The sequence below is a fragment of the Lysobacterales bacterium genome (assembly GCA_019634735.1).
Taxonomy (GTDB): Bacteria; Pseudomonadota; Gammaproteobacteria; order Xanthomonadales; family UBA2363; genus Pseudofulvimonas.
In genome coordinates, this window is record JAHCAT010000002.1 from 42,164 (window position 1) to 64,411 (window position 22,248).

At 73.3% G+C, this 22,248-nt stretch carries 20 protein-coding genes; 10 read left to right on the forward strand and 10 right to left on the reverse strand.

The features are described from left to right. The first annotated feature begins 388 nt into the window (after positions 1–388). The 5 genes from KF823_02905 (at position 389) to KF823_02925 (ending at position 4,274) form a co-directional block, all read left to right on the forward strand. Positions 389–826 carry a cell wall hydrolase gene (locus KF823_02905; GenBank protein ID MBX3724845.1) on the forward strand — a complete coding sequence of 146 codons (438 nt, stop codon included), beginning with the start codon at positions 389–391 and terminating at the stop codon, positions 824–826. A gap of 126 nt (positions 827–952) precedes the next feature. Continuing rightward, positions 953–1,387, forward strand: a complete 435-nt coding sequence (locus KF823_02910) for an META domain-containing protein (GenBank protein ID MBX3724846.1) — start codon at positions 953–955, stop codon at positions 1,385–1,387. A gap of 7 nt (positions 1,388–1,394) precedes the next feature. Then, the gene (locus KF823_02915; protein ID MBX3724847.1) at positions 1,395–2,432 is read left to right on the forward strand and encodes a PAS domain-containing sensor histidine kinase; all 1,038 of its coding nucleotides are present in this window, start codon (positions 1,395–1,397) and stop codon (positions 2,430–2,432) included. Further along, positions 2,429–3,829 carry a nitrogen regulation protein NR(I) gene (gene ntrC / locus KF823_02920; GenBank protein ID MBX3724848.1) on the forward strand — a complete coding sequence of 467 codons (1,401 nt, stop codon included), beginning with the start codon at positions 2,429–2,431 and terminating at the stop codon, positions 3,827–3,829. Before KF823_02915 ends, ntrC begins: the two co-directional genes overlap by 4 nt. Next, positions 3,819–4,274, forward strand: a complete 456-nt coding sequence (locus tag KF823_02925) for a GNAT family N-acetyltransferase (protein ID MBX3724849.1) — start codon at positions 3,819–3,821, stop codon at positions 4,272–4,274. Before ntrC ends, KF823_02925 begins: the two co-directional genes overlap by 11 nt. Before the next feature lie 56 nt (positions 4,275–4,330). Here KF823_02925 and KF823_02930 read toward each other — a convergent pair whose 3' ends face one another. From KF823_02930 to KF823_02945, 4 genes are all read right to left on the reverse strand, one after another. Then, the gene (locus KF823_02930; GenBank protein MBX3724850.1) at positions 4,331–6,625 is read right to left on the reverse strand and encodes a hypothetical protein; all 2,295 of its coding nucleotides are present in this window, start codon (positions 6,623–6,625) and stop codon (positions 4,331–4,333) included. 59 nt (positions 6,626–6,684) lie between these two features. Next, complete coding sequence (locus tag KF823_02935) at positions 6,685–8,868, reverse strand: hypothetical protein (protein MBX3724851.1); 2,184 nt, start codon at positions 8,866–8,868, stop codon at positions 6,685–6,687. Between the two features lie 94 nt (positions 8,869–8,962). Further along, entirely contained in the window at positions 8,963–10,051 is a 1,089-nt protein-coding gene (locus tag KF823_02940) for an alpha/beta fold hydrolase (protein MBX3724852.1), read from the reverse strand. Continuing rightward, positions 9,954–10,778: a 1-acyl-sn-glycerol-3-phosphate acyltransferase gene (locus KF823_02945; protein ID MBX3724853.1), complete on the reverse strand. Its 825-nt coding sequence runs from the start codon at positions 10,776–10,778 to the stop codon at positions 9,954–9,956. Before KF823_02945 ends, KF823_02940 begins: the two co-directional genes overlap by 98 nt. 115 nt (positions 10,779–10,893) lie before the next feature. Here KF823_02945 and KF823_02950 point away from each other — a divergent pair, with 115 nt between their 5' ends. Then, positions 10,894–11,460, forward strand: a complete 567-nt coding sequence (locus tag KF823_02950; GenBank protein MBX3724854.1) for a DUF2845 domain-containing protein — start codon at positions 10,894–10,896, stop codon at positions 11,458–11,460. Positions 11,461–11,563: 103 nt separating this feature from the next. Beyond that, complete coding sequence (locus tag KF823_02955) at positions 11,564–12,961, forward strand: hypothetical protein (GenBank protein ID MBX3724855.1); 1,398 nt, start codon at positions 11,564–11,566, stop codon at positions 12,959–12,961. 91 nt (positions 12,962–13,052) lie between these two features. Here the strand turns inward: KF823_02955 and KF823_02960 are convergent, their stop codons facing one another. Genes KF823_02960 through rsgA form a run of 3 tightly spaced genes read right to left on the reverse strand, consistent with a single transcriptional unit; the run spans position 13,053 to position 17,399 of the window. After that, positions 13,053–15,029: a UvrD-helicase domain-containing protein gene (locus KF823_02960; GenBank protein ID MBX3724856.1), complete on the reverse strand. Its 1,977-nt coding sequence runs from the start codon at positions 15,027–15,029 to the stop codon at positions 13,053–13,055. A 58-nt stretch (positions 15,030–15,087) separates the two neighbouring features. After that, positions 15,088–16,338, reverse strand: a complete 1,251-nt coding sequence (locus KF823_02965) for a DUF1704 domain-containing protein (GenBank protein ID MBX3724857.1) — start codon at positions 16,336–16,338, stop codon at positions 15,088–15,090. Beyond that, positions 16,335–17,399, reverse strand: a complete 1,065-nt coding sequence (gene rsgA, locus KF823_02970; GenBank protein ID MBX3724858.1) for a ribosome small subunit-dependent GTPase A — start codon at positions 17,397–17,399, stop codon at positions 16,335–16,337. Before rsgA ends, KF823_02965 begins: the two co-directional genes overlap by 4 nt. A 61-nt stretch (positions 17,400–17,460) precedes the next feature. On the opposite strand from rsgA, the gene KF823_02975 reads away from it, so the two are divergent. From KF823_02975 to KF823_02985, 3 genes are all read left to right on the forward strand, one after another. Further along, positions 17,461–17,832, forward strand: a complete 372-nt coding sequence (locus KF823_02975) for a DUF4345 family protein (protein ID MBX3724859.1) — start codon at positions 17,461–17,463, stop codon at positions 17,830–17,832. Between the two features lie 81 nt (positions 17,833–17,913). After that, the gene (locus KF823_02980; GenBank protein MBX3724860.1) at positions 17,914–19,149 is read left to right on the forward strand and encodes an aminotransferase class I/II-fold pyridoxal phosphate-dependent enzyme; all 1,236 of its coding nucleotides are present in this window, start codon (positions 17,914–17,916) and stop codon (positions 19,147–19,149) included. A 9-nt stretch (positions 19,150–19,158) separates the two neighbouring features. Then, the gene (locus KF823_02985) at positions 19,159–19,761 is read left to right on the forward strand and encodes an SGNH/GDSL hydrolase family protein (GenBank protein ID MBX3724861.1); all 603 of its coding nucleotides are present in this window, start codon (positions 19,159–19,161) and stop codon (positions 19,759–19,761) included. Positions 19,762–19,915: 154 nt separating this feature from the next. Here the strand turns inward: KF823_02985 and KF823_02990 are convergent, their stop codons facing one another. From KF823_02990 to KF823_03000, 3 genes are all read right to left on the reverse strand, one after another. Next, positions 19,916–20,740 carry a polysaccharide deacetylase family protein gene (locus KF823_02990; protein MBX3724862.1) on the reverse strand — a complete coding sequence of 275 codons (825 nt, stop codon included), beginning with the start codon at positions 20,738–20,740 and terminating at the stop codon, positions 19,916–19,918. Positions 20,741–20,776: 36 nt separating this feature from the next. Continuing rightward, on the reverse strand, positions 20,777–21,538 hold the full coding sequence (locus KF823_02995) for a hypothetical protein (GenBank protein ID MBX3724863.1): 762 nt from the start codon (positions 21,536–21,538) through the stop codon (positions 20,777–20,779). Positions 21,539–21,677: 139 nt separating this feature from the next. Next, complete coding sequence (locus KF823_03000) at positions 21,678–22,067, reverse strand: MAPEG family protein (GenBank protein MBX3724864.1); 390 nt, start codon at positions 22,065–22,067, stop codon at positions 21,678–21,680. Positions 22,068–22,248: the final 181 nt, after the last annotated feature.

The window sequence follows — 22,248 nt, forward strand, 5'->3', positions numbered from 1 at the left end:
AAGTCAAGCCTTCCGGCCACTTGTTTCAGGTTCATTAAGCCGCGTCGCAGCATAGTCCGCCCCGATCTGCTGCCTTGCCGGCCGGGTCCGCATGTCCCGACCGGCAAGACGACACCCCACAGACGCGGCCGCACCCAGGGTGCCGCCGCCGCCCCAAGGGCCGGAGCGCGTCGCCGCTGCACCGGTCCCAGGGTCCGGATTCCAACCGCGAGCCCAGGCGCGCGGCCCCGGACCCGCATCCCGGTCGCTCCGACCGGATCTTCCCGGGGAAACACCAGGAACGGTGCGCCGTCGCGGCGGCACTGTGTCCGGGTGGATCCCGGCCGCACAGCGGCCGCCAGCGACAAGGTGCTGGTGGCCGGACACAGTTTGCAAGGAGTCCGATCCGATGAAACTCGAATGGTTGCTCTGGCTGGCCTCGCTGCTACCGCAGCCGCTGGCCGACCGTACCTGCCTCGCCACCACGGTCTATCTGGAGGCACGCAGCGAGCCGGTGCTGGGTCAGCGGGCAGTCGCTGAAGTGGCGATGCGTCGACTCGAGGCCGGCCGCTGGGGCGATTCGGTGTGCGCGGTCGTCAACGCCCGAGGGCAGTTCGCTCCCTCCCTGGTCAATCCGCGCTACACGCTGCGCAACGCCAACGCCTGGGGGCGCGCCTGGCGCATCGCCGGCGATGCCATGGCCAACTGGGCGCTGCCACCGACGCAGCGCCAGCTGGTGGTTCCCGACGCGGACCATTTCTACGCCCAGAACATCGCCAATCCGGCCTGGAGCAGCGCCCGGGTCGTCGCGGTGATCGGCGGACACGCCTTCCTGCACGTGCGTTGACCGGACCGTTCCGGTGGCCCAGGGTGCGGCCCTGCGCTGCTCCCGGACCGCACAGGCAGGCGGCTTCCCGGCTAGGATGACGAAGGCGCCGGTCACGGGCGCCGACCGCCGCATCCGGAGCCTGCCATGTCACGCGAGAACCCTCGACATCGCCTCTTCCGCGCGAAGGCTGCGCTGCCCCTGGCTCTGGCGCTCGGTGCCTGCAGCGCCAGCGGCGTCCGCGAGGAGGCGCCGACCGGGGCCTGGCGCCTGGCCGGAGCCGGCGCCGACGCCCGCGGCCCCACCCTCGAGTTCCTGAGCGACGGGCGCGTTGCCGGACATGCCGGCTGCAACCGCTACAGCAGTCAGGCGCAGTGGCTGCCGCCCGACGGCCTGCGTTTCGGCCCGGCCGCGGCGACCAAGATGGCCTGCATGGACGAGGCGGTGATGGCTCAGGAGGTCGCCTTCCTGCAGATGCTCGGTCGCGTCGCGGCATGGCGGCGCGAAGGGAGCGAGCTCGTGCTGCTCGCCGCCGACGGCACCGGGCTGGCCCGTCTGGAGCCGTCTCCTGTCAGCGACTGATCGGACCATGGCGCAGGACCCCGGGGTTTCCTGCGGCAGCGGCCTGCCTGACGAGCTGCTCGATGCCCTGCCGGTGCTCGAGCTGCTGGCCACCGGTGTCGGCTACCTGGATGCCGGCGCCCGACTGGCCTGGGCGAATCCGGCGCTGTCCGACCTGCTGCCGGCGATCGATCGCCCGGGGCGCGCGGCCGCGCCCGCGTGCTGGCAGGGCCTGGGTGCCGCACTTCGGCGGGTCCGCCCGGACGGCCAGCCGGTCCGTCTGCTGGTGCCCCCGGCGCGGCCGGGCGAGGCGCCCCTGCGCGTCGTGTTGTGCCCGCTCGGCCAGGCACCCGGCGCCCTGCTCGAGGTCCAGCAGGACGATGCCGTGACCGGCGTGCCGATCAGTGCCAGCCTGCAGGCGCTGGCGCACGAGCTGAAGAACCCCCTGGGCGGCCTCCGGGGCGCCGCCCAGCTGCTGGCGCGGCGCGTTCTCGACCCCGACCTGCGCGCCTACGCCGACATCATCGTCGCGGAGGTGGACCGGTTGTCGGAACTGACCGCCCGCCTGCTCGCGCCGGCACGGCCCGCCGCGCCCATCCAGGTCAACGTCCACGGGCTGCTCGAGCGCGTGCGCCTGCTGGTCGGCGCGGAGGTGGCGGCCATCGAGCGGGACTACGATCCCAGCCTGCCCGACTGCCCCGGCGAACCCGACCGGCTGGTGCAGGTGTTGCTCAACCTGCTGCACAACGCCCTGGCCGCCGGCGCCCGCCGGATCGTCCTGCGCACCCGCGCCGAGCATGCCGCGCGGCTGGCCGGCGGGCGCGGTCGCGCCGTGCGCGTCGACGTCATGGACGACGGTGCCGGCGTCCCCGAGGCCGTACGTGCCACCCTGTTCCTGCCCCTGGTCAGCGGTCGCGAAGGCGGCACCGGCCTGGGCCTGGCGCTTGCCCACGAGATCGTTTCCGAACATGGCGGCCGGATCGCCTACGACAGCCGACCCGGCGCCACCGTGTTCTCGGTCTGGTTGCCGCTTCCTGCGAGTGAAGCCGACGGAGGGGGCGGATGAGCCGTGCCATGGTCTGGGTGCTCGACGACGACCGGTCGCTGCGCCTGGTGGTCGGTGACAGCCTGCGCGATGCCGGACTCTCGGTCAGGTCCTTCGAGGACGCCGGGCAGCTGGCATCCGCGCTGGCTCAGGAGCGCCCCGACGTCCTGCTCACCGATGTCCGCATGCCCGAGGGCGACGGCCTGGCCGTGCTCGAGCAGGCGCGTGCGCGGCACCCCGACCTGCCGGTGATCGTGATGAGCGCCTACACCGACGTCGCCACCACCGCCGGCGCATTTCGCCACGGTGCTTTCGACTATCTCGCCAAGCCGTTCGATCTGGACACCCTGGTCGCGGTGGTGCGCAAGGCGCTGGGTGGCGGAGCCGGCGTGCCGCGCGGCAACCTGCCGGCGACTCCCGGCCTGGTCGGCGAGAGCGCGGCGATGCGCGACGTGTTCCGCGCGATCGGCCGGCTCGCCCAGCTCAATCTGCCGGTGCTGGTGACCGGCGAGACCGGTACCGGAAAGGAACTGGTCGCGCGCGCGCTGCATGGCCACAGCCCGCGCGCGGGCGGCCCGTTCGTGGCGCTGAACACCGCGGCACTGCCGGCCGAGTTGCTGGAGTCCGAGCTGTTCGGACATGAGGCCGGCAGCTTCACCGGCGCCGCCCGCCGTCATGTCGGCCGTTTCGAGCAGGCTGCCGGCGGCACGCTGTTCCTGGACGAGATCGGCGACATGCCGCTGCCCTTGCAGACCCGCCTGCTTCGCGTGCTGGCGGAAGGCGAGTTCTACCGGATCGGCGGTCGCGAACTGCTCGCCATGGACGTGCGGGTCATCGCCGCAACCCACCAGGACCTCGAGGCCAAGGTCGCGGCCGGCACCTTCCGGGCCGACCTGCTGCACAGGCTCGATGTGGTCCGCCTGGCCCTGCCGCCGCTGCGCGAGCGTATCGAGGACATTCCTCTCCTGGCCGACTGGTTGCTGGCGCGCGCCGCACGCGAGCTCAGCATGCTGGGCAAGCGCGTCGGCCCCGATGCCATGGCGCGTCTTCGCGCCTATTCCTGGCCGGGCAACGTCCGGCAACTGGAGAACCTGTGCCGGCGGCTGACCGCCCTGCTGCCAGGGCGCGAGATCCGCGCCGACGACCTGGAGCCGTTGCTGCGCGACCGGGTCCTGCCGGGAACGCCTGTCGCTGCCGGCGAGTGGGATGCGGCGCTTGCCGCGTGGCTGGACCGCGAGTGGGAGGGTGCCGAACCCGGCACCCTGTGGACCCGTGCCCAGGACCGTTTCGAGCGGGCGCTGCTGGGCGCCGCCCTGGCACGCACCGAAGGCAATCGCGTGCGCGCTGCCGCCCATCTGGGCATCGGCCGCAATACGCTCACCCGCAAGCTTGGCGCAAGGCAAGGCGATGACCACTGAGACGATCCGTGCCGCCGTCCCGACGGACATCGACGCCATCGCCGGTTTCAACGCGGCGATGGCCCGGGAGACCGAGCAGCGCACGCTCGACATGGCGACCCTGCGCGCCGGGGTCGCCACCGTGTTCGCCGAGCCCCAGCACGGCTTCTACCGCGTCGCCGAGTGGGATGGCCAGGTGGTCGCCTGCCTGCTGGTCACCTACGAGTGGAGCGACTGGCGCAACGGCCGCTGGTGGTGGTTGCAGAGCGTCTACGTGACGCCGGCGGCACGTGGCCATGGCCTGTTCGGTCGCATGTATCGCGCCGTGCGCGCGGAGGCGCGCGCATGCCCTGGCGTGTGCGGCCTGCGTCTGTACGTCGAACACGACAACGCCCGCGCCCAGGCGGTCTATGCGGCGCTCGGCATGGCCCCCGAGCCCTACCGGATCCTGCACGAGGCCTTTTGAGGCGCTGCCGCATCCCTTGTCGGCCGGCAAGGGTCGACACGGGCGGCGAGCGGGCTTCAGGGTTGCAGCGACTGCCCGCACCACGCGCCGCGTGGTGTCCGGCGCAGGCAGGGCGGCGGGCGCTGTGCAGTGCCGCCCAGGCGCGCCAGGCCGAAGGTGCCACCGGCGAACACCTGGTCCTGGCTGGCCGCCAGTGCCAGCACCACGCCGGGCAGCTCGCCGCCCAGCCTCTGCCAGGCGGCCCCGCCATTGCGCGAGGTCCACACGCCCGCGTTTCCCCCGACATGCACCACGCCGGGCGACGCCGGGTCGGCCAGGATCGCGCGGAGGTCGCCGGGAGGCAGGCCGGCGTGGGCGGGTCGCCAGGTTCGGCCGCCGTCGTCGCTGGCGAACACACGGTTGGCCGGCTGCCCGTTGGCGTCGGACTCGTTGCTGATCGCCCACAGCCGGTCGCCATTGGCAGGGTCCACGGCCAGGGCGACGACGCCGGTGGAAACGGTCGATCCCGGGTGGCTGGGCAATCCGCTGCTCGCCGGAGTCCAGCTCGCGCCCGCGTCATCGCTGCGGAACACCCCGCCCGGTTGGCCTGGCGGCTGGTCGGGGAGGTGGCTGTTCGGCACCGTTGCGAGATAGGCGCGGCCCGGCGGATTGGCGGCGAAGCGGACGTCCATGCTGTCGGACCCGCTGTTGCCGGGCAGGTAGCCGGGCAGACCCTGGGTGTTCCCCTGCCAGGAGCTGCCGGCGTCGGCGCTGCGTAGCACCATGGAATGCAGCAACTGCGTGTGGGTGGCCAGCAGGCGGCGGCTGGCTGGCGTGCCCCGCCAGACATCCACGGCCAGGCTGCGCTGGACTTGCCCGCCGCCGCCGGGAGTGAACAGATCGCCGGCCATGTGCGTCCAGCTCGATCCGCCATCGACGCTCTTGAACAACCCCATGCCGGGGATCATGCCGGACACGCAGAAGGGCACGTTGGGGCAGCCGGCACCGGCCGCATACAGCACCACACCCGGGCCCGGCAGCGCCGGGTCGGCGTCGACGGCGAGCGCACGCAGGTGGGCGGCGCGCCTGTGCAGGTCGCCGGTGCGCCAGCTCGCGCCACCATCGCTGCTGTGCCAGGCGACCCGGCCATGCGGGGCAACCCTTTCGCCCAGCGTGAATATCGATTCGCCCGCACCGGCCCAGATCCGCTGGGGCTCGGCCGGATGCACCGTCAGCGCCCGGATCGCGCTCCAGCCGATGCCGGCCTCGTTGCGCTGCCAGGCTGTGTCGGCGCCGGGGGCGTGGAACAAGCCGTCGTCGTTGCCGAGCAGCCAGGCGGTCGGCTGCGTGAACCCCGCCACCAGCCAGGGCCGGGCGCCGGCGACGCCGTCCAGGCCGGCGGTTGCGGTGTCGATGCGTGCCCAGGTCTGGCCACGGTCGGTGCTGCGCAGGGCGGCGTCCCCGGTCAGCCGGACCACACTGCCGTCGCCGGGGAGACGCAATCCGCGGGCATCGTCGGCGATCGCCACGGCGTCCTGCCCCGAGCGCGCCATGCGCCAGGCGTGGCGCTGACCGCGCACGAACAGGTCGCCGTCCTGCACCAGCAGGTCGCTGGATGCCCGCAGCCCCGAGCCGGGCATTTCGCCGGACAGACGCAGCGACAGTTCGCCGTTCCACTGGTGCAGGCGCAGCGCCGGGCCGTCCTCGGCGGGCGGGAAATGGATTCCGGCGACCCGGCAGTCGTACAGGTGCGTGTAGTACAGCGTGCCCTGGGCGAAGGCCGCACTGGTGACGTCCTCCCAGGCGTTCGGCACAGGCGGGCCGCAGTGCGGCGCGCGCGACGGCAGGCGCTCGTCCACCTCGGTGGCGCCACTGGCGGAGCGCAGCCAAAGCCAGGTCTCCCGCTGGTTGCTGCTGCCCGACCGACGCATCACCCGGAACACGGCGATGCGCCCGGGCGCTTCGGCATCGACGGCGATGGCGGCGATGAACAGCTGGGACAGGCCAGGAAACGCCGCTTCGGGGAGCTGCACCTGGGTCCACGCGCCGCCGCCGTCGCCCGACCGGTAGACGCGGGTGCCGTCGGTGAGCAGAACCAGGGCCGGATCGCGACTGGAGGTCGCGACCTGCATCAGCCGGCCTGGTGGCGATGCGGACCCGGGCAGGCGCAGGCGCGACCATTGCCGGGCGCGGTCGTCGCTGCGGAACAGGCCGGTCTGGGCCAGCGCATAGGCGACCTGGCCGTTCGGATCGGGCACGTGCAGCGATTCGGGGCGTCCGCCGTCGGGGCCGATAAGGGTCCAGTCCTGGCCATGGACCGGTGCGGCGGTCAGGATCGGCGCCAGCAGGGCGGCCAGCAGCAGGTTTCTCACGATGCATCGGCCTCGGAGCTTGCGCGCCCACCGACCGTCGGCGTGCTGCGGGTGGGGCGTCATGGGGCAAGGGCTTCGCCACACCACTGCCCCCGGGGCGTGCGGCGCAGGCAGGGTGCGGGGCGGGATGGGGCGGCGGTGGCGTAGCGGTGGACACCGGTGGCGGTGCCGGCGTGGATCGCGTCGCTGCCGACTTCCAGGGCGTACACCGCCGGCAGGATCCGGCCCAGGCGGTGCCAGCCGTCGCCGCCGTCGATGCTGCGGAACACGCCGCCGTCGCCGCCCGCGTACAGGCGGCGCGGGTCGGCGGGATCGACACGGAGGACGCGCAACCACGGGCCAGTCGGCAGGGCGCCCGAGGGTTGCCAGGTGGAACCGCCATCCCGACTGGCGAACACGGCGTTCCGGGCCGGCTCGCCCTCGGTGCCCGCCAGCAGTGCGATCGCCCATACGCTGTCGGGGTCGTGGGGATGCACGGCGACGGCGTACGCGCCCCGCAGACTGCCCTGCGGCGCCGATGGAATGCCGGTCGATGCGTCCTGCCAGGTGCGTCCGGCATCGTCGCTGCGCAACACGCCGCCCCGCTCCACGCCGGTGTAGGCCATGTAGACACGCGTCTGGAGGGAGGGCGCGACGGCCAGCCCCCGGGTCCGGGCCTGGCCGGTGCGCGGCAGCAGACCGTCGATCGTCGCTCCGGTCCAGGACTGGCCGCCATCGACGCTGCGCGCCACCACGCGGTCTTCGGAGAAGGTGCCGTCCAGGCTGGCGATCAGCACCGCCGGTGCACCGGCCTGCGTGGACGCGGCAAGCCCGGCGATCTGCACGGTCTGGTCGAGACCGGCGCCGGTCGCCTGCCATTGGCGACCCCCGTCGGTGCTGCGCATCAGGTTCTGGCCGAAATGGGATGTCCAGGTGCAGGTCTGGCCGAACGATTCCGGGCATCCCGACCCGGCCGCGACCAGGACGCCGCCGCCCTGGCTGGTGGGCGCCAGGGTCAGGCTGCCGACCAGCATGGCGTGGGGCGCGCCGGCGGCCGCCGACCATTGCATTCCACCATCCTCGCTGCGGTGCACGGGAACCGGATGCGCGCGGCTGAACTCCTTGCCGGCCGCCAGGCCGGTGCCGGCCCACAGGCGGCGGCCGTGTTCGGGGTCGAGCAGCAGGGCACTCACCACGGTGCCATGCAGGCCACGGGAGGCGGATGTCCAGCCAATCCCGCCGTCGGCGGAGGCCTGGATGCCCTCGATCGAGGCGGCCAGCCAGCGAGCGGGTTGGGAAAAGGCGGCGATGACGCCTCCGGGCAGGCCGGCACTGCCGGCCAATGCCTGCCAGCTCTGGCCGCCATCGGTGGACCGGTGCAGGCCCGTCGACTCGCTCGACACCAGGCTGCCGTCCGGTAGCGCGGCAAGTGCAAAGGCGCCCTCACGCAGCACGCGGTAGGCATTCGGCGTGTGCAGATCACCGTAGCCGTCCACGCGCACGATGCGGCGATGGCTGCGAACGAGCACCTTGCCTGCGTGCAGTGCAAGGTCGCCGGCGGTGGCATGGGTGGACGGGCCAGGCAAGGCGGTGGCCCCTTCGTGCTCAAGGTGCCTGAGCCAGGGGTTCGGCTGGGGGTTCGCCTGGCAGCCATGGAAATGCAGGAAGCGCGGCTCGCCGCCCAGGAAGGCCGCTGCGTAGACACGGTCCTGGAAGCCGCGCCTGGGCGGGTCGAACGGTCCGCAGGTCCTCGGCACCACCCGGTGCTCGCCGCTTGCGCCGGCATCCCCGCTGCGCCATACCCAGGCATCGAGCGCGCCCTGAAGGACGACGTTCCGGAACACCATGATGTGTCGGGCATCGTGCGGGTCGACCGCGACCGCGGTATAGCCGGCGAGCCAGGCTGCGCCGTGCATGTCGTCGTGTGCGGCCAGCGCGGTCCAGCTGGCGCCGGCATCGGCGGAGCGCATCACCCCGCTCGAATGGAGCGCCACGATCACATCCGGATCAGCCCCACTGGTGGCGATGTCGGCGGTCCAGAACAGCCGGTCGTCGACGACGATCGGCAGGTGGCGCCAGGTGTCGCCGCGATCGTCGCTGCGGTACACCATGCCATTGCCGCCCAGGGCGTACACCCGGCTTCCAAGCGGATCGGGAATGTTCACCTCGGCCACCTGGCCGCCCTCCGGACCGGTCGCCTGCCAGTCCTGGCATGCCGCTTCGGGCAGCCAGCAGGCAAGAAGCAGCGTCAGGAGCGATCGCATCAGCCAGGACATGGGGCACCGGATTATCCGAAACGCCGCAAAGGGTAACATCGAGACAAGGCCGGGTCGTGCCGGCCGGCCGGGTCGAGCCCGCTCAGGGCGCTGCGACGGGCGGCGCGGCGGCCTCGAAGGTGGCCAGCAGGAAGCGCTCGGCCCAGCTCTCCAGTCGCCAGTTCTCCAGGAAGCCGCAGTGGCCGCCGGTGCCGACGATGTGCAGGCGGGCGTTGTCGGGCAGACGCAGGGCCTGGAAGTCGGAGACCGGGATGATCGGATCGTCGGCGCTGGTCAGCACGGTCACCGGCACGGTCAGGCCGGCCAGGCGGTCGTGGGCGATGGAGTAGCCGTCCAGGTAGGCCTCGAGCGAATCGAACTCGCTGTAGCGGACGATCAGCTCCCGGGTCATCGCGCGCAGGCGCAGGCCGCGCATCCACGGCCCGAAGTCGTAGAGATCAGGGAAGGCGGCCTGCTTGAGCGCCAGCGAGCGCCGCCACTTGAGCAGGAAGTACTGCTGGTAGAACCAGGGGGCGCGTTCCATCGCCACCAGCACGTTGGCCGGGTCGATCGCCGGGCACACCGCAAGGACATGGGCAAGTTCGATACCGGCAGCGGGCGCGCGCAGGGCGACGCGCAGGGCGAAATTGCCGCCAAGCGAGAAGCCGGCCAGCAGCAGCGGACGGGTCGGCCAGCGCGCGGCGACCGCCCCGACCGCGCCGACCACCTCGTCGATGCGACAGGAATGGAACAGCCCGGGATTGAGATGCTGGCCCTCGCCGTGGTCGCGGAACTCCAGGCGGAACACGTCGAAGCCCTTGCGCCCCAGCGTCAGGGCGGCATTGCACAGGTAGCTGGACTGGGCGCTGCCCTCCCAGCCGTGCAGCAGGACCACCAGACCGCGTGCCGGCGTGTCCCCGGGTGCGGTGTTGTGCCAGCCCTGCAGGCGGACGCCGTCGCCGCAGTCCAGGACCACGTGTTGGGCGCGCCGCTGCAGGTCGGCCAGATCGGCGCCGCGCAGCCAGCGGCGCACGCGGTGGCTGGCCAGCACCGATTGCAGGTGCGGATTGCCCAGCCAGCGGGCAGGGCGGAAGTCAGCCGTTTCCACGGCCGTCGCCCGGGTCGCCGTAGAGCGCCGCCGCGATGCGTGCGCGGGACTCTTCGGCCAGCCGGCGGCGGCCGTCGCCGGCATCGGCGGCGGACAGCACCGGCAGGAAGTGGATCTCGGCATCCATGGCGCGCTGCCCGAGCAGGCGCAGCGCATTGGGCAGGAATTTCTCGCCCGGCTGGAACGGCACCGACAGGTCCATGCGGCCGTCGCGGCCATAGCGCAGGGCCACCGGCTGCACCGGCACGCCGGTGTCCAGGGCCACCTGGAAGATGCGGGCGTGGAAGGCCCGGACATGGTCGCCCCGGCCCGTTCCGCCTTCCGGAAACACGACCACCGACTGGCCGGTGGCCAGGCGCTGGCGCATCACGTCCATGACCCGTGCCAGCGAGGCGGTGTCGCCGCGCTGGTGGAAGATGGTGCCGGCCTGGGCGGCCAGCCAGCCGACCAGCGGCCAGCGGGCGATCTCGGCCTTGGCCACGAAGCTGGCGCCGCGCACCGCGTGCAGGGTCTCGATGTCCAGCCAGGATACGTGGTTGGCCACGAACAGCACCGGGTCGGCCTGGGCCTGCCCGAACACCCGGGTGCGGAAGCCGAACAGCCGCAGCATCGAGCGCGACCACAGGTGCACCAGCGGTTCCCACCAGGCCAGAGGCAGCAGGCCGCGCTTGCCGGTGACCGGATTGGACACCACCAGGGTGAGCAGCAGGCCGACGACGATCAGCAGGACCAGCAGCGGCAGCCGCAGCAGGAACCGGAAGGGCCGCAACAGGTCGGGCAGGCGTGTGCGGCCAGGGGCAAGGGCATCCATAGGCGGTCTACTCTACCGCAATGCAACATCGGTTCCCGGGCCGCGCGCGCCCCGCTGCCTGCCATTCATGCCGCTGCAGCTACCCTGCACCGGTCTGGCAGGAAGGAGACCCGCCGTGAGCCTGCGTACCGTCCTGCTGGTGCTGCTGTCCCTGGCTGCCGCGGAGGCTTCCGCCATGCGCTGCGGCAACCGCGTGGTGACCACCGGCGACCGCGATTTCCAGGTGCGTGAGCGCTGCGGCGAACCGTTCTACGTCGGCAGCTACAGCGAGCTCGAGGTGCGTGGCCAGTACGGGCCGTTGGAGCAGCGCGTCGAGCGCGTCTTCGAGGAGTGGTACTACAACTTCGGTCCGCGCAGCCTGGTGCGCCGGCTGCTGTTCGCCGATGGTCGCCTGGTGCGGCTGGACACCGCAGGCTACGGCAGCCACTCGGTCGGCGACGCCTGCAGCGACGCCGCCCTGCGCCCGGGCCTGACGCCGGGCGAGGTGTTCCTGCGCTGCGGGTCCCCCGAGGGGCGCAGCCACCGCTACGAAGACACGGTGCTGCGCGACGGTGCCGGCAATGCCCTGATCCGGCCGGCGCGGCGGGAGGAGTGGCGGTACCGCCTGCCCGGCTCACGCTTTATGCGCCTGGCGGTGTTCGTCGACGGGCGGTTGCAGCAGGTCGACCGGGTGCCGCGATGAGCCGGTAGCCCGGTCCCCGGCGCGGCTGCTCCCGCAGCCGTGCCGGTTCGGTTTCCGTGGCCGCCGTGCGACCATGCCGTCCTCACGCAGGGGGCGGCGCACCATGGCGGACAGCACACCGGAATCCGATCGGTCGGGGCGGGGCGACGCGGAAGGTGCGGCGTCAGCGCCGCGGATCGCCTTCGAACGCCTGCGCGAGCGCACCGACGAGCTGGAGCTGATCATCTCCGGCCTGATCGCCTTCGCGCTGCTGGCGGTGCCGTCGCGGCTGTTCGAGGCCTGGGCGCAGGCCGACGTGCACGCCGGAAGCTTCGGCCAGTTCGTGCTGATGTTCGGCTACATGATCGGTGCTGGCCTGTGCTACACCCTGGCCGGTGCCTTCATCGTGCACCTGGCGGTGCGCGGCTACTGGGTGGGCCTGATCGGACTGAAGGCCTGCTTTCCCGAGGGCATCCGCTGGGAGCGCATCGGGACCCTGGGCCCGATCGCGCGCGATTACTACCGCGCCCGGCTGCCCGACCTGATGTCCGCCATCGACCGCGCCGACCGTGCCGCCTCGGTGCTGTTCGCGATGGTCACCCTGATCGGCCTGCTGATCCTGTGGTCGGGCGTGGCGCTGATCGCGGTGCTCGGGCTGGCCTGGCTGTTCGGCCTGGCCAGCGGCGCGGGCGAATCCACCGCCCTGCTGGTGGCGTTCGGCCTCTACGTACTGGTGATGAGCGCGGTGACGGTCAGCGCCCTGGTCGACGCGGTGCTGGTGCGGCGCCGCCCGGCGCTGGCGCAGCTGCCCTGGCTGCGGCGCCTGGTCGAGCGCCTGCTGGCCTTCTACGGCTGGCTGCTGCCGCAGCGCCTGATCCTGCCGGTTCAGCTCACCCTGCACAGCAACACCTCGGGGCGGGCCTTCGTGGCCGCGCTGTTCGTCATCATGTTCGTAGCGTCCCTGGTCGGCATCGGCCATGTCGTCGGCTCGCGCGCCTTTACCGTGATCGGCGCCTACGAGGCGATCGACACCGACGCGGTCGAGCACGGCATGGCCAGCGCCCACTACGAGGACCAGCGCGGTCCGGGCGACCGCCTGCTGCGCTGGCCGATGATCCCCTCCGACCAGGTCGGCCGGGCGCATCTGCGCCTGTTCATCCCGCACCTGCCGGCGCGCGACAACCCGTTGCTGGCCAGTCGTTGCCCGGCGCCGACCGGCGACGACGCCGGCGCCGGCGCCGCACGCACCGCGCGGCTGGCCTGCCTGGCCGGCCTGTGGACCGTGACCCTGGACGGTGCCCCGGTCGACCTCGGGACCTTCCTGCCCGCCGAGCGCCGCGACCTCGGCCTGCGCGGCCTGCAGGGCTACCTGTCGATGGCCGGGCTGGCGCCGGGCCGGCACGACCTGCGCCTGGTCTGGAACGCCGGGGCCGGGACAACGGGGGCATCGCGCGAGCGCAGTTTCCTGATTCCCTTCTGGCTGTCGCCCGGCTACGACATCGGGCGCGACGAGGCGCCCTGAGCGGCCCCGGCGTATCCGCGCGACGCCGGGCGCGGGCGACCCGCAGGCCCCTGGCTGGATTTCCGGTCGCCGCTTCCTGGCCGGCGGCGGCTCAGTCGCCGAGCAGGGCCGCCAGACGGTCCAGGTGGTTTCGCGCAAGCTGCCGGGAGTGGACGGCATCGCGGTCCGGATCCTCGCCTTCGCGATGCAGTTCCGCGGCCGGCAGCTCGTCCAGGAAGCGGCTGGGCGTGCAGGCCTCGATGCTGCCGTAGCGGCGCCGGCGCAACGAATGGCTCAGCAGCAGCCACTCCTTGGCCCGGGTCAGGGCGACGTAGAACAGCCGGCGCTCCTCGTCGACGCGGCCCTCGTCCTGGGCGGCGTCGTGCGGGAAGGTGCCGTCCTCCAGGCCGACGATGGCGACGTTGCGGAATTCCAGGCCCTTGGCCGAATGCACGGTCATCAGGCGGACCGCGTCCTGGTCGGCCTGGTCGCGCTCGCTGAGCAGGCTGACCGCCTGGGTGAGCTCGGCCAGGCCGCCGCGGCCGTGGCGCGCGAAGCCGGCCAGGATCTGGCGCAGGGCGTCGAGGTTGCGCAGCCGGCGTTGCCGCTGGTCCGGGTTCTTGTCGCTGCGCTCGATGTGCCCGGCATAGTCGACCTCCTCGAGGATCCGCGCCAGCAGGCTGTCGGCCGGTTCGCTGGCGGCCCGCCTTCGCCACTGGCCGAGCTGCTGCTCGAACGCCGCCAGCCCCGCCGAGGCGCGCGCCGGCAGGGCCGCCAGCGCGGCGTCCTGGCCGGCGGTCTGGGCCAGCGAGAGGTTCACGCGGCCGGCCAGCTCGCCGAGCCGCTCCAGGGTGGTGGCGCCGATCTCCCGGCGCGGCACGTTGACGATGCGCAGGAAGGCGCCATCGTCGCTGGGGTTGGCGACCAGGCGCAGGTAGGCCAGCGCGTCCTTGACCTCGGCGCAGTCGAACAGCGAGTCGCCGCCGGCGATCTGGTAGGGGATGGCGGCCAGGCGCAGCGCCTGCTCGAGGGCGCGCGCCTGGTGGTTGCCCCGGTACAGCACCGCGCAGTCGCTCCAGCGGCAGCCACTGGACTGCCGACGGCCGACCAGTTCGGCGACCACGCGCTGGGCCTCGTGCTCGTTGTCGCGGCAGGCCAGCACGCGGATCGGCGGGCCGTCCGGCAGGGCGCTCCACAGCGTCTTCGGGTGCGGCCTGGGGTTGTTGGCGATCAGCGCGTTGGCGGCGCGCAGGATGCGGCCGGCGCAGCGGTAGTTCTGTTCCAGCTTGACGATGCGCAGGGCCGGCCAGTCCTGCGCCAGGCGCGCCAGGTTGGCCGGGTCGGCGCCGCGCCAGGCGTAGATCGACTGGTCGTCGTCGCCGACCGCGGTGAACGCGCCGCGCTCGCCGGCCAGCGCCTTGAGCAGGCGGTACTGCGCGCCGTTGGTGTCCTGGTACTCGTCGACCATCAGGTAGCGCCAGCGCCGCTGCCAGCGGCCGCGCAGGCCGTCGTCCGACTCCAGCGCCGCCAGCGGCAGGCGGATCAGGTCGTCGAAATCGACCGCGTTCCAGGCGGTCATGCGCTTCTGGTAGGCGGCGTACAGCTCGGCGGCCTGCAGCTCGCGCGGGCTGGCCACCGCCTGCAGGGCCTGCGCCGGGTCCATGCCAGCGTTCTTGAGCGTCGAGACGGTCTGGCGCAGCCAGTACAGGTTGTCCGGGCTGATCCCGGCCGGCGCCAGTTCCTTCAGCGCCTTCAGGCTGTCGTCGGCGTCGAGCACGGTGAAGCCCGGGCGCAGCCCGGCGAAGCGCGCCTCGGCCTGCAGCAGGCGCAGGCCCAGGGCATGGAAGGTGCTGATGGTCAGCGCCTCGGCGTCGCCGCGCAGGCGCGCCGCGGCGCGCTCGCGCATCTCGCGGGCGGCCTTGTTGGTGAAGGTGATCGCCAGCAGCTCGCCGGGCGGGAAGCCGCGCGCGACCAGCCAGGCCAGCTTCTCGGTGACCACCCGGGTCTTGCCGGAGCCGGCGCCGGCCAGGACCAGCAGGGGGCCGTCGAGGTGCTCGACGGCGGCGCGTTGGGCGGGATTGAGCGACATCGTGCGGGGGTCGGGCGGGCGGCAATGATCGCACGGCGCCGGCCCCGGCCTTCGGGGTTCAGACCCCGACCACGATGTCCTCGGCGGCCAGGGCGTCCAGCCGGATGCGGTTGGCGAACAGCGAGAACGCCAGCAGGCCGGCCAGGTTGCCGGTGCGCTCGGCCCAGTGCGGCAGGTAGGTCGGCGCCGCGATCCAGCCGGACTCGAACAGCGGCTGCAGCGCCAGCACGTCCTGCAGGGCCAGCTTGCCGGCGAACAGCCAGTGCAGCAGGTTCAGGCGCCGGTGCTTGAGCGCCCAGCGGAAGAACGTGTGCACCGACAGCAGTCCGTGCAGGTAGACGGTGTCCTTGCAGAAGGCGCTGCCACCGGTCACCGGTACGCCGCGGAACACCCGCATCGCCGAGGCGAAGCTGTCGGTCGCGCCCTGGCCGGCGTCGCGGAAGAAGCGGAAGGTCTCGACGAAGTCGGCCCCGCCCTGGACCCGCTGGATCGCCAGGATGCGCAGCGAGATCCGCTTCATGCGCCGGATGTCGATGCAGCCGGTGATCTGCTCGGCGAAGGTCGCCAGTCCTTCCTGGGTGGCGGTGACCCGTGGCGAGGTCTGGCCCAGGCTCTTCAGGTGCGGCTGCTCGCGGCCGTTGATGGCGGTCAGCGTGTGCACCAGCACCTCGTGCTCGAACAGCTGGCGCTGGTCGGCTGCCGAGAACCGGCTGCCCGAGCGCAGGCGGATCCGCGCCGGGCCGGCGGCGGCCTTGGCGACCAGGTCGGGATCGAGCACCACCTCGACCCGGTGCCGGTCGAAGACCTGGTCGACCTGGGCCTGCAGGGCATCGCGCACCTGCCCGGCCGGGATCACCGCCTGGCTGTCGGCATCGTCCAGCTCGGCATCGAGCTCGTCGGCCAGCACGGTGAACAGGCCGGCGGCATCGACGTTGGTCCAGTCGCTGCCGGGCAGGGCCTCGCCCGGGGTGCCGTACAGCCGTGCCGACAGGCTACCGACCTGGTGGCTGCCCAGCGCCTCCATGATCTCGGCGGCCAGGTGCCAGGCGCCTGCGCTGCGCCGCAGGTAGGCGCCGACCGGGTGACCGGGATCGGCGGCACCGGCGACCGCATCGAGTTCGCGCCGGGTCTCGGCCAGTTCCAGGCGCGGGTACTCGACCTTCGGCAGCACCGGCTCGCCGCCGCGCCATCCGGCCAGGAAGCCGGCCTGGACGCTGGCCGGCCAGCTGGCCGCGGCGAGCAGGCGCAACGGCCGGACGGCGGCGACCAGGCGGGCATCGAGGCTGGCCAGGTGGTCGAGGGTGGTCACCGCCGGGTCGGTCTTTCGGTGGCGCGCCGGCCCTGGGCGCGGCCGGGGCCGCCTTCGCCGGCCCTGCGGGCCAGCGCGTCGCGCTGCGCGGCGGCGGCATCGCGCTCGCCAGACAGCTTGCGGAAATGCGCCAGGCGCCCGGGGTCGAGGCGGCCGGCGGCGATGGCGGCCTGCACCGCGCAGCCCGGCTCGCCCTCGTGCCGGCAGTCGCGGAACCGGCACTGGTCGACCAGGGCGTCGATCTCGCCGAAGCACTCGACCTCGACCGCCTCGTCGCCGGTGAACTTCAGCTCGCGCATGCCCGGCGAATCGATCAGGCAGCCGCCGCTGGGCAGCTGCAGCAGGGAGCGCACCGTGGTGGTGTGGCGGCCGCGGCTGTCGTGGGCCCGGACATCGCCGGTCTTCTGGCGGACCGTGCCCATCAGGCTGTTGCTGAGCGTCGACTTGCCGGCGCCCGAGGAACCCAGCAGGACGCCGGTGCGGCCGCTACCCAGGCGCGCCGCCAGCGGCGCCAGCGCCTGCGGATCCTTGGCGTTGACCGCCCAGACCGGTACCGGCGCCGACAGCGCCGCCAGCGCCGCGCAGCGCTGCGCGGCGTCCTCGTGGCGATCGGCCTTGGTCAGCACGACCACGGTCTCGATGCCGGCAGCGCCGACCAGGGCCAGGTAGCGCTCGAGCCGACGCGGGTTGTAGTCGCCGTCCAGCCCCATCACCACCACGGCCAGGTCGATGTTGGCGGCCAGTACCTGCTGCCGGTAGCGCTCGCCGGCGGCGCCGCGGCGCAGCACGCTGCGCCGGGGCTGCAGGGCGAGCAGGGCCAGCGGCTCGCTCTGCCCGGCGGCGATCACGAAGTCGCCGACCGCCGGGCGCACCGGCGTGCCGTCGCTGCCGGCGACCAGGCCGCGCGGCGCCTCGGCCCGGGCCGGGGCGACCCCGTCGTGGACGACGAAGCCGTTGCGGTGCTGCTCGATCACCCGGACCAGGCGCTGGTCGCCGGACAGCGTGGGCAGCGCGTGCCCGGGCTGCCAACCGATCGTGGCCAGGGCGACGGCGTCGCTCATGACGCGGCATTCATGCCGGCTGGTTCAGCGTCGCGGTCATCGCCGAAGGTCGGGAGCGCTCATGCTGGTGAAGTCTACGTTGTTCCTGGCCGTCCTGGGCCTGGCCGGCTTCGGCCTCGCCTTCCTGCTGGTGCCGGTGCAGACGCTGGCCCTGGCCGGCCTGGCGATGGAGGGGGTCGGCGCCCGCACCGAGCTGCGCACCTTCTACGGCGGCCTCGAGCTCGGCCTGGCGGCGGTGCTGCTGGCCTGCCTGCGCGACCGGCGCCGGCACCGCGACGGACTCTGGCTGGTGCTGGCGGTGTTCGGCGGCCTGGCCGCGGCGCGTCTGCTGGGCCTGGCGCTGGACCGAGAGTGGAGCAGCTTCCTGGGCCTGGCGCTGGCCACCGAGCTGTTCCTGGCGGCGCTGGCGGCGCTGGCCCTGCGCCGCGCCTGAGCGGTCCGCCCGGCGGCCCGGACGTTGCCGCGCGCGCCCGCGCGGCTACACTGCGCGTCTTTCACCCGCCTCGGGCCCACCATGCCGCACCCGATCCGGCCCAGCCGGCGCCTCGACCAGGTCAGCTACGACATCCGCGGCCCGCTCAGCCGGCGCGCCCATCAGCTCGAGCGCGAGGGCCGGCAGATCCTGCGCCTGAACATCGGCAACCCCGGCGCGTTCGGCTTCGAGACACCCGAACCCCTGCACCGCGCGGTGGCCGCCGGCCTGCGCGCCAGCGAGGCCTACTGCCACCAGCAGGGGCTGCCGCAGGTGCGCGAGGCGATCGCCGCCCGCGAGACGGCGCGCGGCGCGCGGGCGGTCTCGGCAGACACCGTGTTCATCGGCAACGGCGTCAGCGAGCTGATCGACATGAGCCTGCGCGCCCTGCTCGACGGCGGCGACGAGGTCCTGGTGCCGGCGCCCGACTACCCGCTGTGGAGCGCCGCGGTCCGCCTCAACGAGGGCGTGCCGGTCTACTACCCGTGCGCCGCCGCCGACGGCTTCCTGCCCGACCCGGCGCGCATCGAGGCCCTGGTCGGTCCGCGCACGCGCGCGCTGGTGCTGATCAACCCCAACAACCCGACCGGCGCGGTCTATCCGCGGCCGCTGCTGCAGGCGCTGGTCGCGCTGGCGCAGCGCCATGGCCTGCTGCTGCTGGCCGACGAGATCTACGACGGCATCACCTACGACGGCGCCGTCGCCACGCCCCTGGCCGCGCTCACCGGCGACACGCCCTGCCTGAGCTACGGCGGCCTGTCCAAGGTGCACCGCGCCTGCGGCTACCGGGTCGGCTGGCTCAGCGTGTCCGGCGCGCCGGCGGCGACCTTGGCCCTGCGCGAACGGCTCGAGCTGCTGGCGGCCCTGCGCCTGTGCAGCAACGTCGCCGGCCAGTGGGCGGTGCTGCCGGCGCTGGCCGGCGACCGCAGCATCGAGGCGCTGACCGCGCCGGGCGGCCGCCTGCACGCCACCCGCCAGGTGCTGCTCGACCATTGCGCCGCCAGCGACCTGATCGACCTGGTGACGCCGCAGGGCGCCCTGTACGCCTTCCCGCGCCTGTGCGTGGACGGCATCGACGACCAGCAGTTCGCGCTCGACCTGCTCGAGCACGAATCGGTGCTGCTGGTGCCTGGGCGCGGTTTCAACATCGAACGCAGCGACCATGTCCGCCTCACCCTGCTGCCGCAGGCGCAGGTCATGGCCGAGGTGCTGGTCCGGATCGAACGCCAGCTCGAACGCTGCGCGGCCGAGGCCGCACCCCTGGCGCTGACCGCCTGAGGCCGGTCGATGGCCTCCGGTCTGCTTGCGCTGGGCGATTCCTACAGCATCGGCGAGGGCGTCGAGGCGGTCGCGACCTGGCCGTTCCGGCTGGCGCAGCAGCTGGCGATGCCGCGGCCCGACGTCGTCGCCCGCACCGGCTGGAGCGCCGACGAGCTGCTGGCGGCCCTGGACGAGGCGTCGCTGGCGCCGCCGTATGCGCTGGTGACGGTGCTGGTCGGCGTCAACGACCAGTACCGCGGCCGCGAGGTCGCCGAGCACCTGCCGCATTTCAACGTGCTGCTGAGCCGGGCGGTGGCGTTCGCCGATGGCGATCCGCGCCGGGTCCTGGTGGTGTCGATCCCGGACTGGGGCGTGACCCCGTTCGCCGCCGGCGACGCCCGCGGCAGCGAGGCGATCGCCGGCCGGATCGATGCCTACAACGCCGCGCAGCGCGAGCTGTGCGAACTGCGCGACATCGCCTGGGTCGACGTCACCGCGGCCAGCCGGCGTTGCGGTGGCGCGCCGGCGATGCTGGTCGACGACGGGCTGCATCCGTCCGCGGCGCAGTATGGCGCCTGGCTGGAAGCGATCGGGCCGGCGGCGCGACGCTGCCTGGATCGCGCGAGCTGAAGGCGCGGGGCCGGCGCGCGCGTTCAACGCGGTCCGTAGGACACACCGAACAGCCCGCGCAGGTAGGCGCGCTCGCCCTCCAACTGCACAGCTGGCACGACCCGCCGCGGCGGCAGCCGGGCAGCGGCTCAGCCTGGACGGCGTCGCCACCGGCTCAGCGCTGCAGCGCTTGCCCGCCGGCGGCGAGCAGTTCGGAGACGGTGACCAGGCGGTAGCCCTGGGCGCGCAAGCCTTCGACGATGCCGGGCACCGCCCGCAGCGAGGCCTGCCGACTTGCGTACATAACGTGCAGCAGCACGATCGACCCGGACCGGGCGCGGTCGAGCACGTGGCGCACGATCGCCTCGGTGTCGGCGCCGACGCCCGGCCAGGATTCCGGCTCGACATCCGCCAGCACCACCGCCCGGCCGCGGGTGTGCAGGTACCAGGACAGCCCGGGCAGTCGGCGGAAGTACGGTGGCCGGAACAGGACGGGCCCGGCCTGGCCGGCGGCACGAATCAGCGCGTCGGTGCGCTCGATCTCGGAGGCGATCCAGGCAGGCGAGCGGAACAGCATGCGCCGGTGCGACCAGCCGTGGTTGCCGAGTTCATGGCCGGCCGCGACGAAGCGCCGGGCCAGGTCCGGCTGCCCGGCCAGTTCCTGCCCGGTGAAGAAGAAGGTGGCGCGCACCTCGAGGGCCTCGAGCAGGTCCAGCACCGCCGCGCCGCCCTGCGCGCTCGGGCCGTCGTCGAAACTGAGCGCGATCAGACCGGGGGCGTCCTCCACCCTCTTCACCAGGGTGCCGGGCCATTGCAGGCTGCGCGAATCCGAGACCTGCCAGGCGATCAGCAGGGCAGCCGGGACTGCCAGCACGAGGCAGGCGGCGCGCCGTCGCAGGCGTGCGTCGCGGCCAGGCGCTGCGGCCAGGCGCGACAGCAGCGCCAGCGCGCAGGCGGCGAGCGCCAGCGCCAGGACGGCCACGACGACGACATCGATCATGGTGGCGGCGATCCCACGGCGGGCCCGCCCTGGCCGCTATGTCTCGTCGCGGCCATACCGGGCGATCGCGGTCGCGAAGTCGATCCGCGGCGCCCGCAGGCGGCCGTCGCCCAGCCGCTGTGCGGCGCGGATGTCGACGAAATCGCCCCAGCGGGTGGTGCGGCCCGGATCGAGGTCGAGGACGATGAAGTCCAGCGTGTAGGCGGCGGCGGACCGGGCGACCAGCCAATGCACGTTGTCGTGGTGGTCGGACACCGTGGTCGCCTCGCCCGGTCCGGAATGACGGTCGATGGTGGGCCGCAGTACCAGGGCGGCGTCCTCGTCGCGCTCGCGCTGGTAGTGGCGCACGTGCATCTCGCCTTGCACCACCAGATGCGCCGAGACCATATTGGCGTGGCCATGCGGAACGATGGCGCGGCCGCGCGCCATGCCGAACAGGCGCAGCCCGCACTCGGGCCAGCGCGGTAACCCGGCGATGTCCGGCAGCGTCGGATCGATCGTCCCCGCCCGGTCCCCGGGCAGCGAAAGTGCGGCCGCCAGGACCGGGAAATCGATGCTGGCGAGCAGGTCGGCCAGCGGAACCCGCGCGAACAGATCGGCCAGGGCCTGCTGCCAGTCCGCCTGTGCGAGGCTGCCGCCCCGCAGCCCCTGGGTGGCCGCGGCGACCTCGCGCAACCAGGTCAGCGCCTCCGCCCGCACCGGCGCCGCCACGGCCCGGGCGGTCAGCGCGCGCGGCAACAGGGCCGCAACCGCCATCGAGGCCAGTCCCCCGCCGCAGAGAAACGCGCGCCGCTGCATGTCCTGCCTCCGCCTCGTCCAGTCGGTCGGACTGTGCCCGGGTCATCAGACAGGCACGAGGCGGAATGTGGCGGAAATCGGGCAGGCGCCCGTCGTCGCGGACCGGCCGTGGCGACCGGTCGGCGACGCGGCCGCAGGCTCAGACGCGCGCGGCGGCCACGAACAGCGCGACCACGCAGGCGAAGCCGGCGGTCCAGGCCAGGCTGCGCAGCATCGCCTGGTTGGCCAGATACAGCAGGCCGTGCACGATCCGGGCGGCGATGAAAGCGATCGCCAGGGTGTCGACGGTGCCCTGGGCGACGCCGGCCTTCTCGGCGACCAGCACCGCGGCGGCGAACGGCGCGAACGCCTCGAAGGCGTTGAGGTGCGCCCAGTGCGCGCGTGCCGCCAGGCCCTGCACCCTGCCCAGGTACTCGCGCGGTGCGGCGTTGTCGTAGCGGCCGGCACCCCCGCGGCTGAACTTGGCGACGCCCACCCACAGGTAGGGCATCACGGCGGCGATCAGGATGCAGGTCTCGGCAAGGGTCATGGCGCGGCTCCCGGATAGTGGCGCCGGGGCGGACGCCGCCGGCCAGCGCCATCTTGACCGATTCCAGGGGGTCCGCGCGCCGGTCGCCTTGCCACCCGGAGATCAGGGTGGCGCGTGTCCGGGCCGCTGGCGGGTGTCCGCGCCGTGCCTGCGGCGACCGCACGGTCCACGAAATGCACGG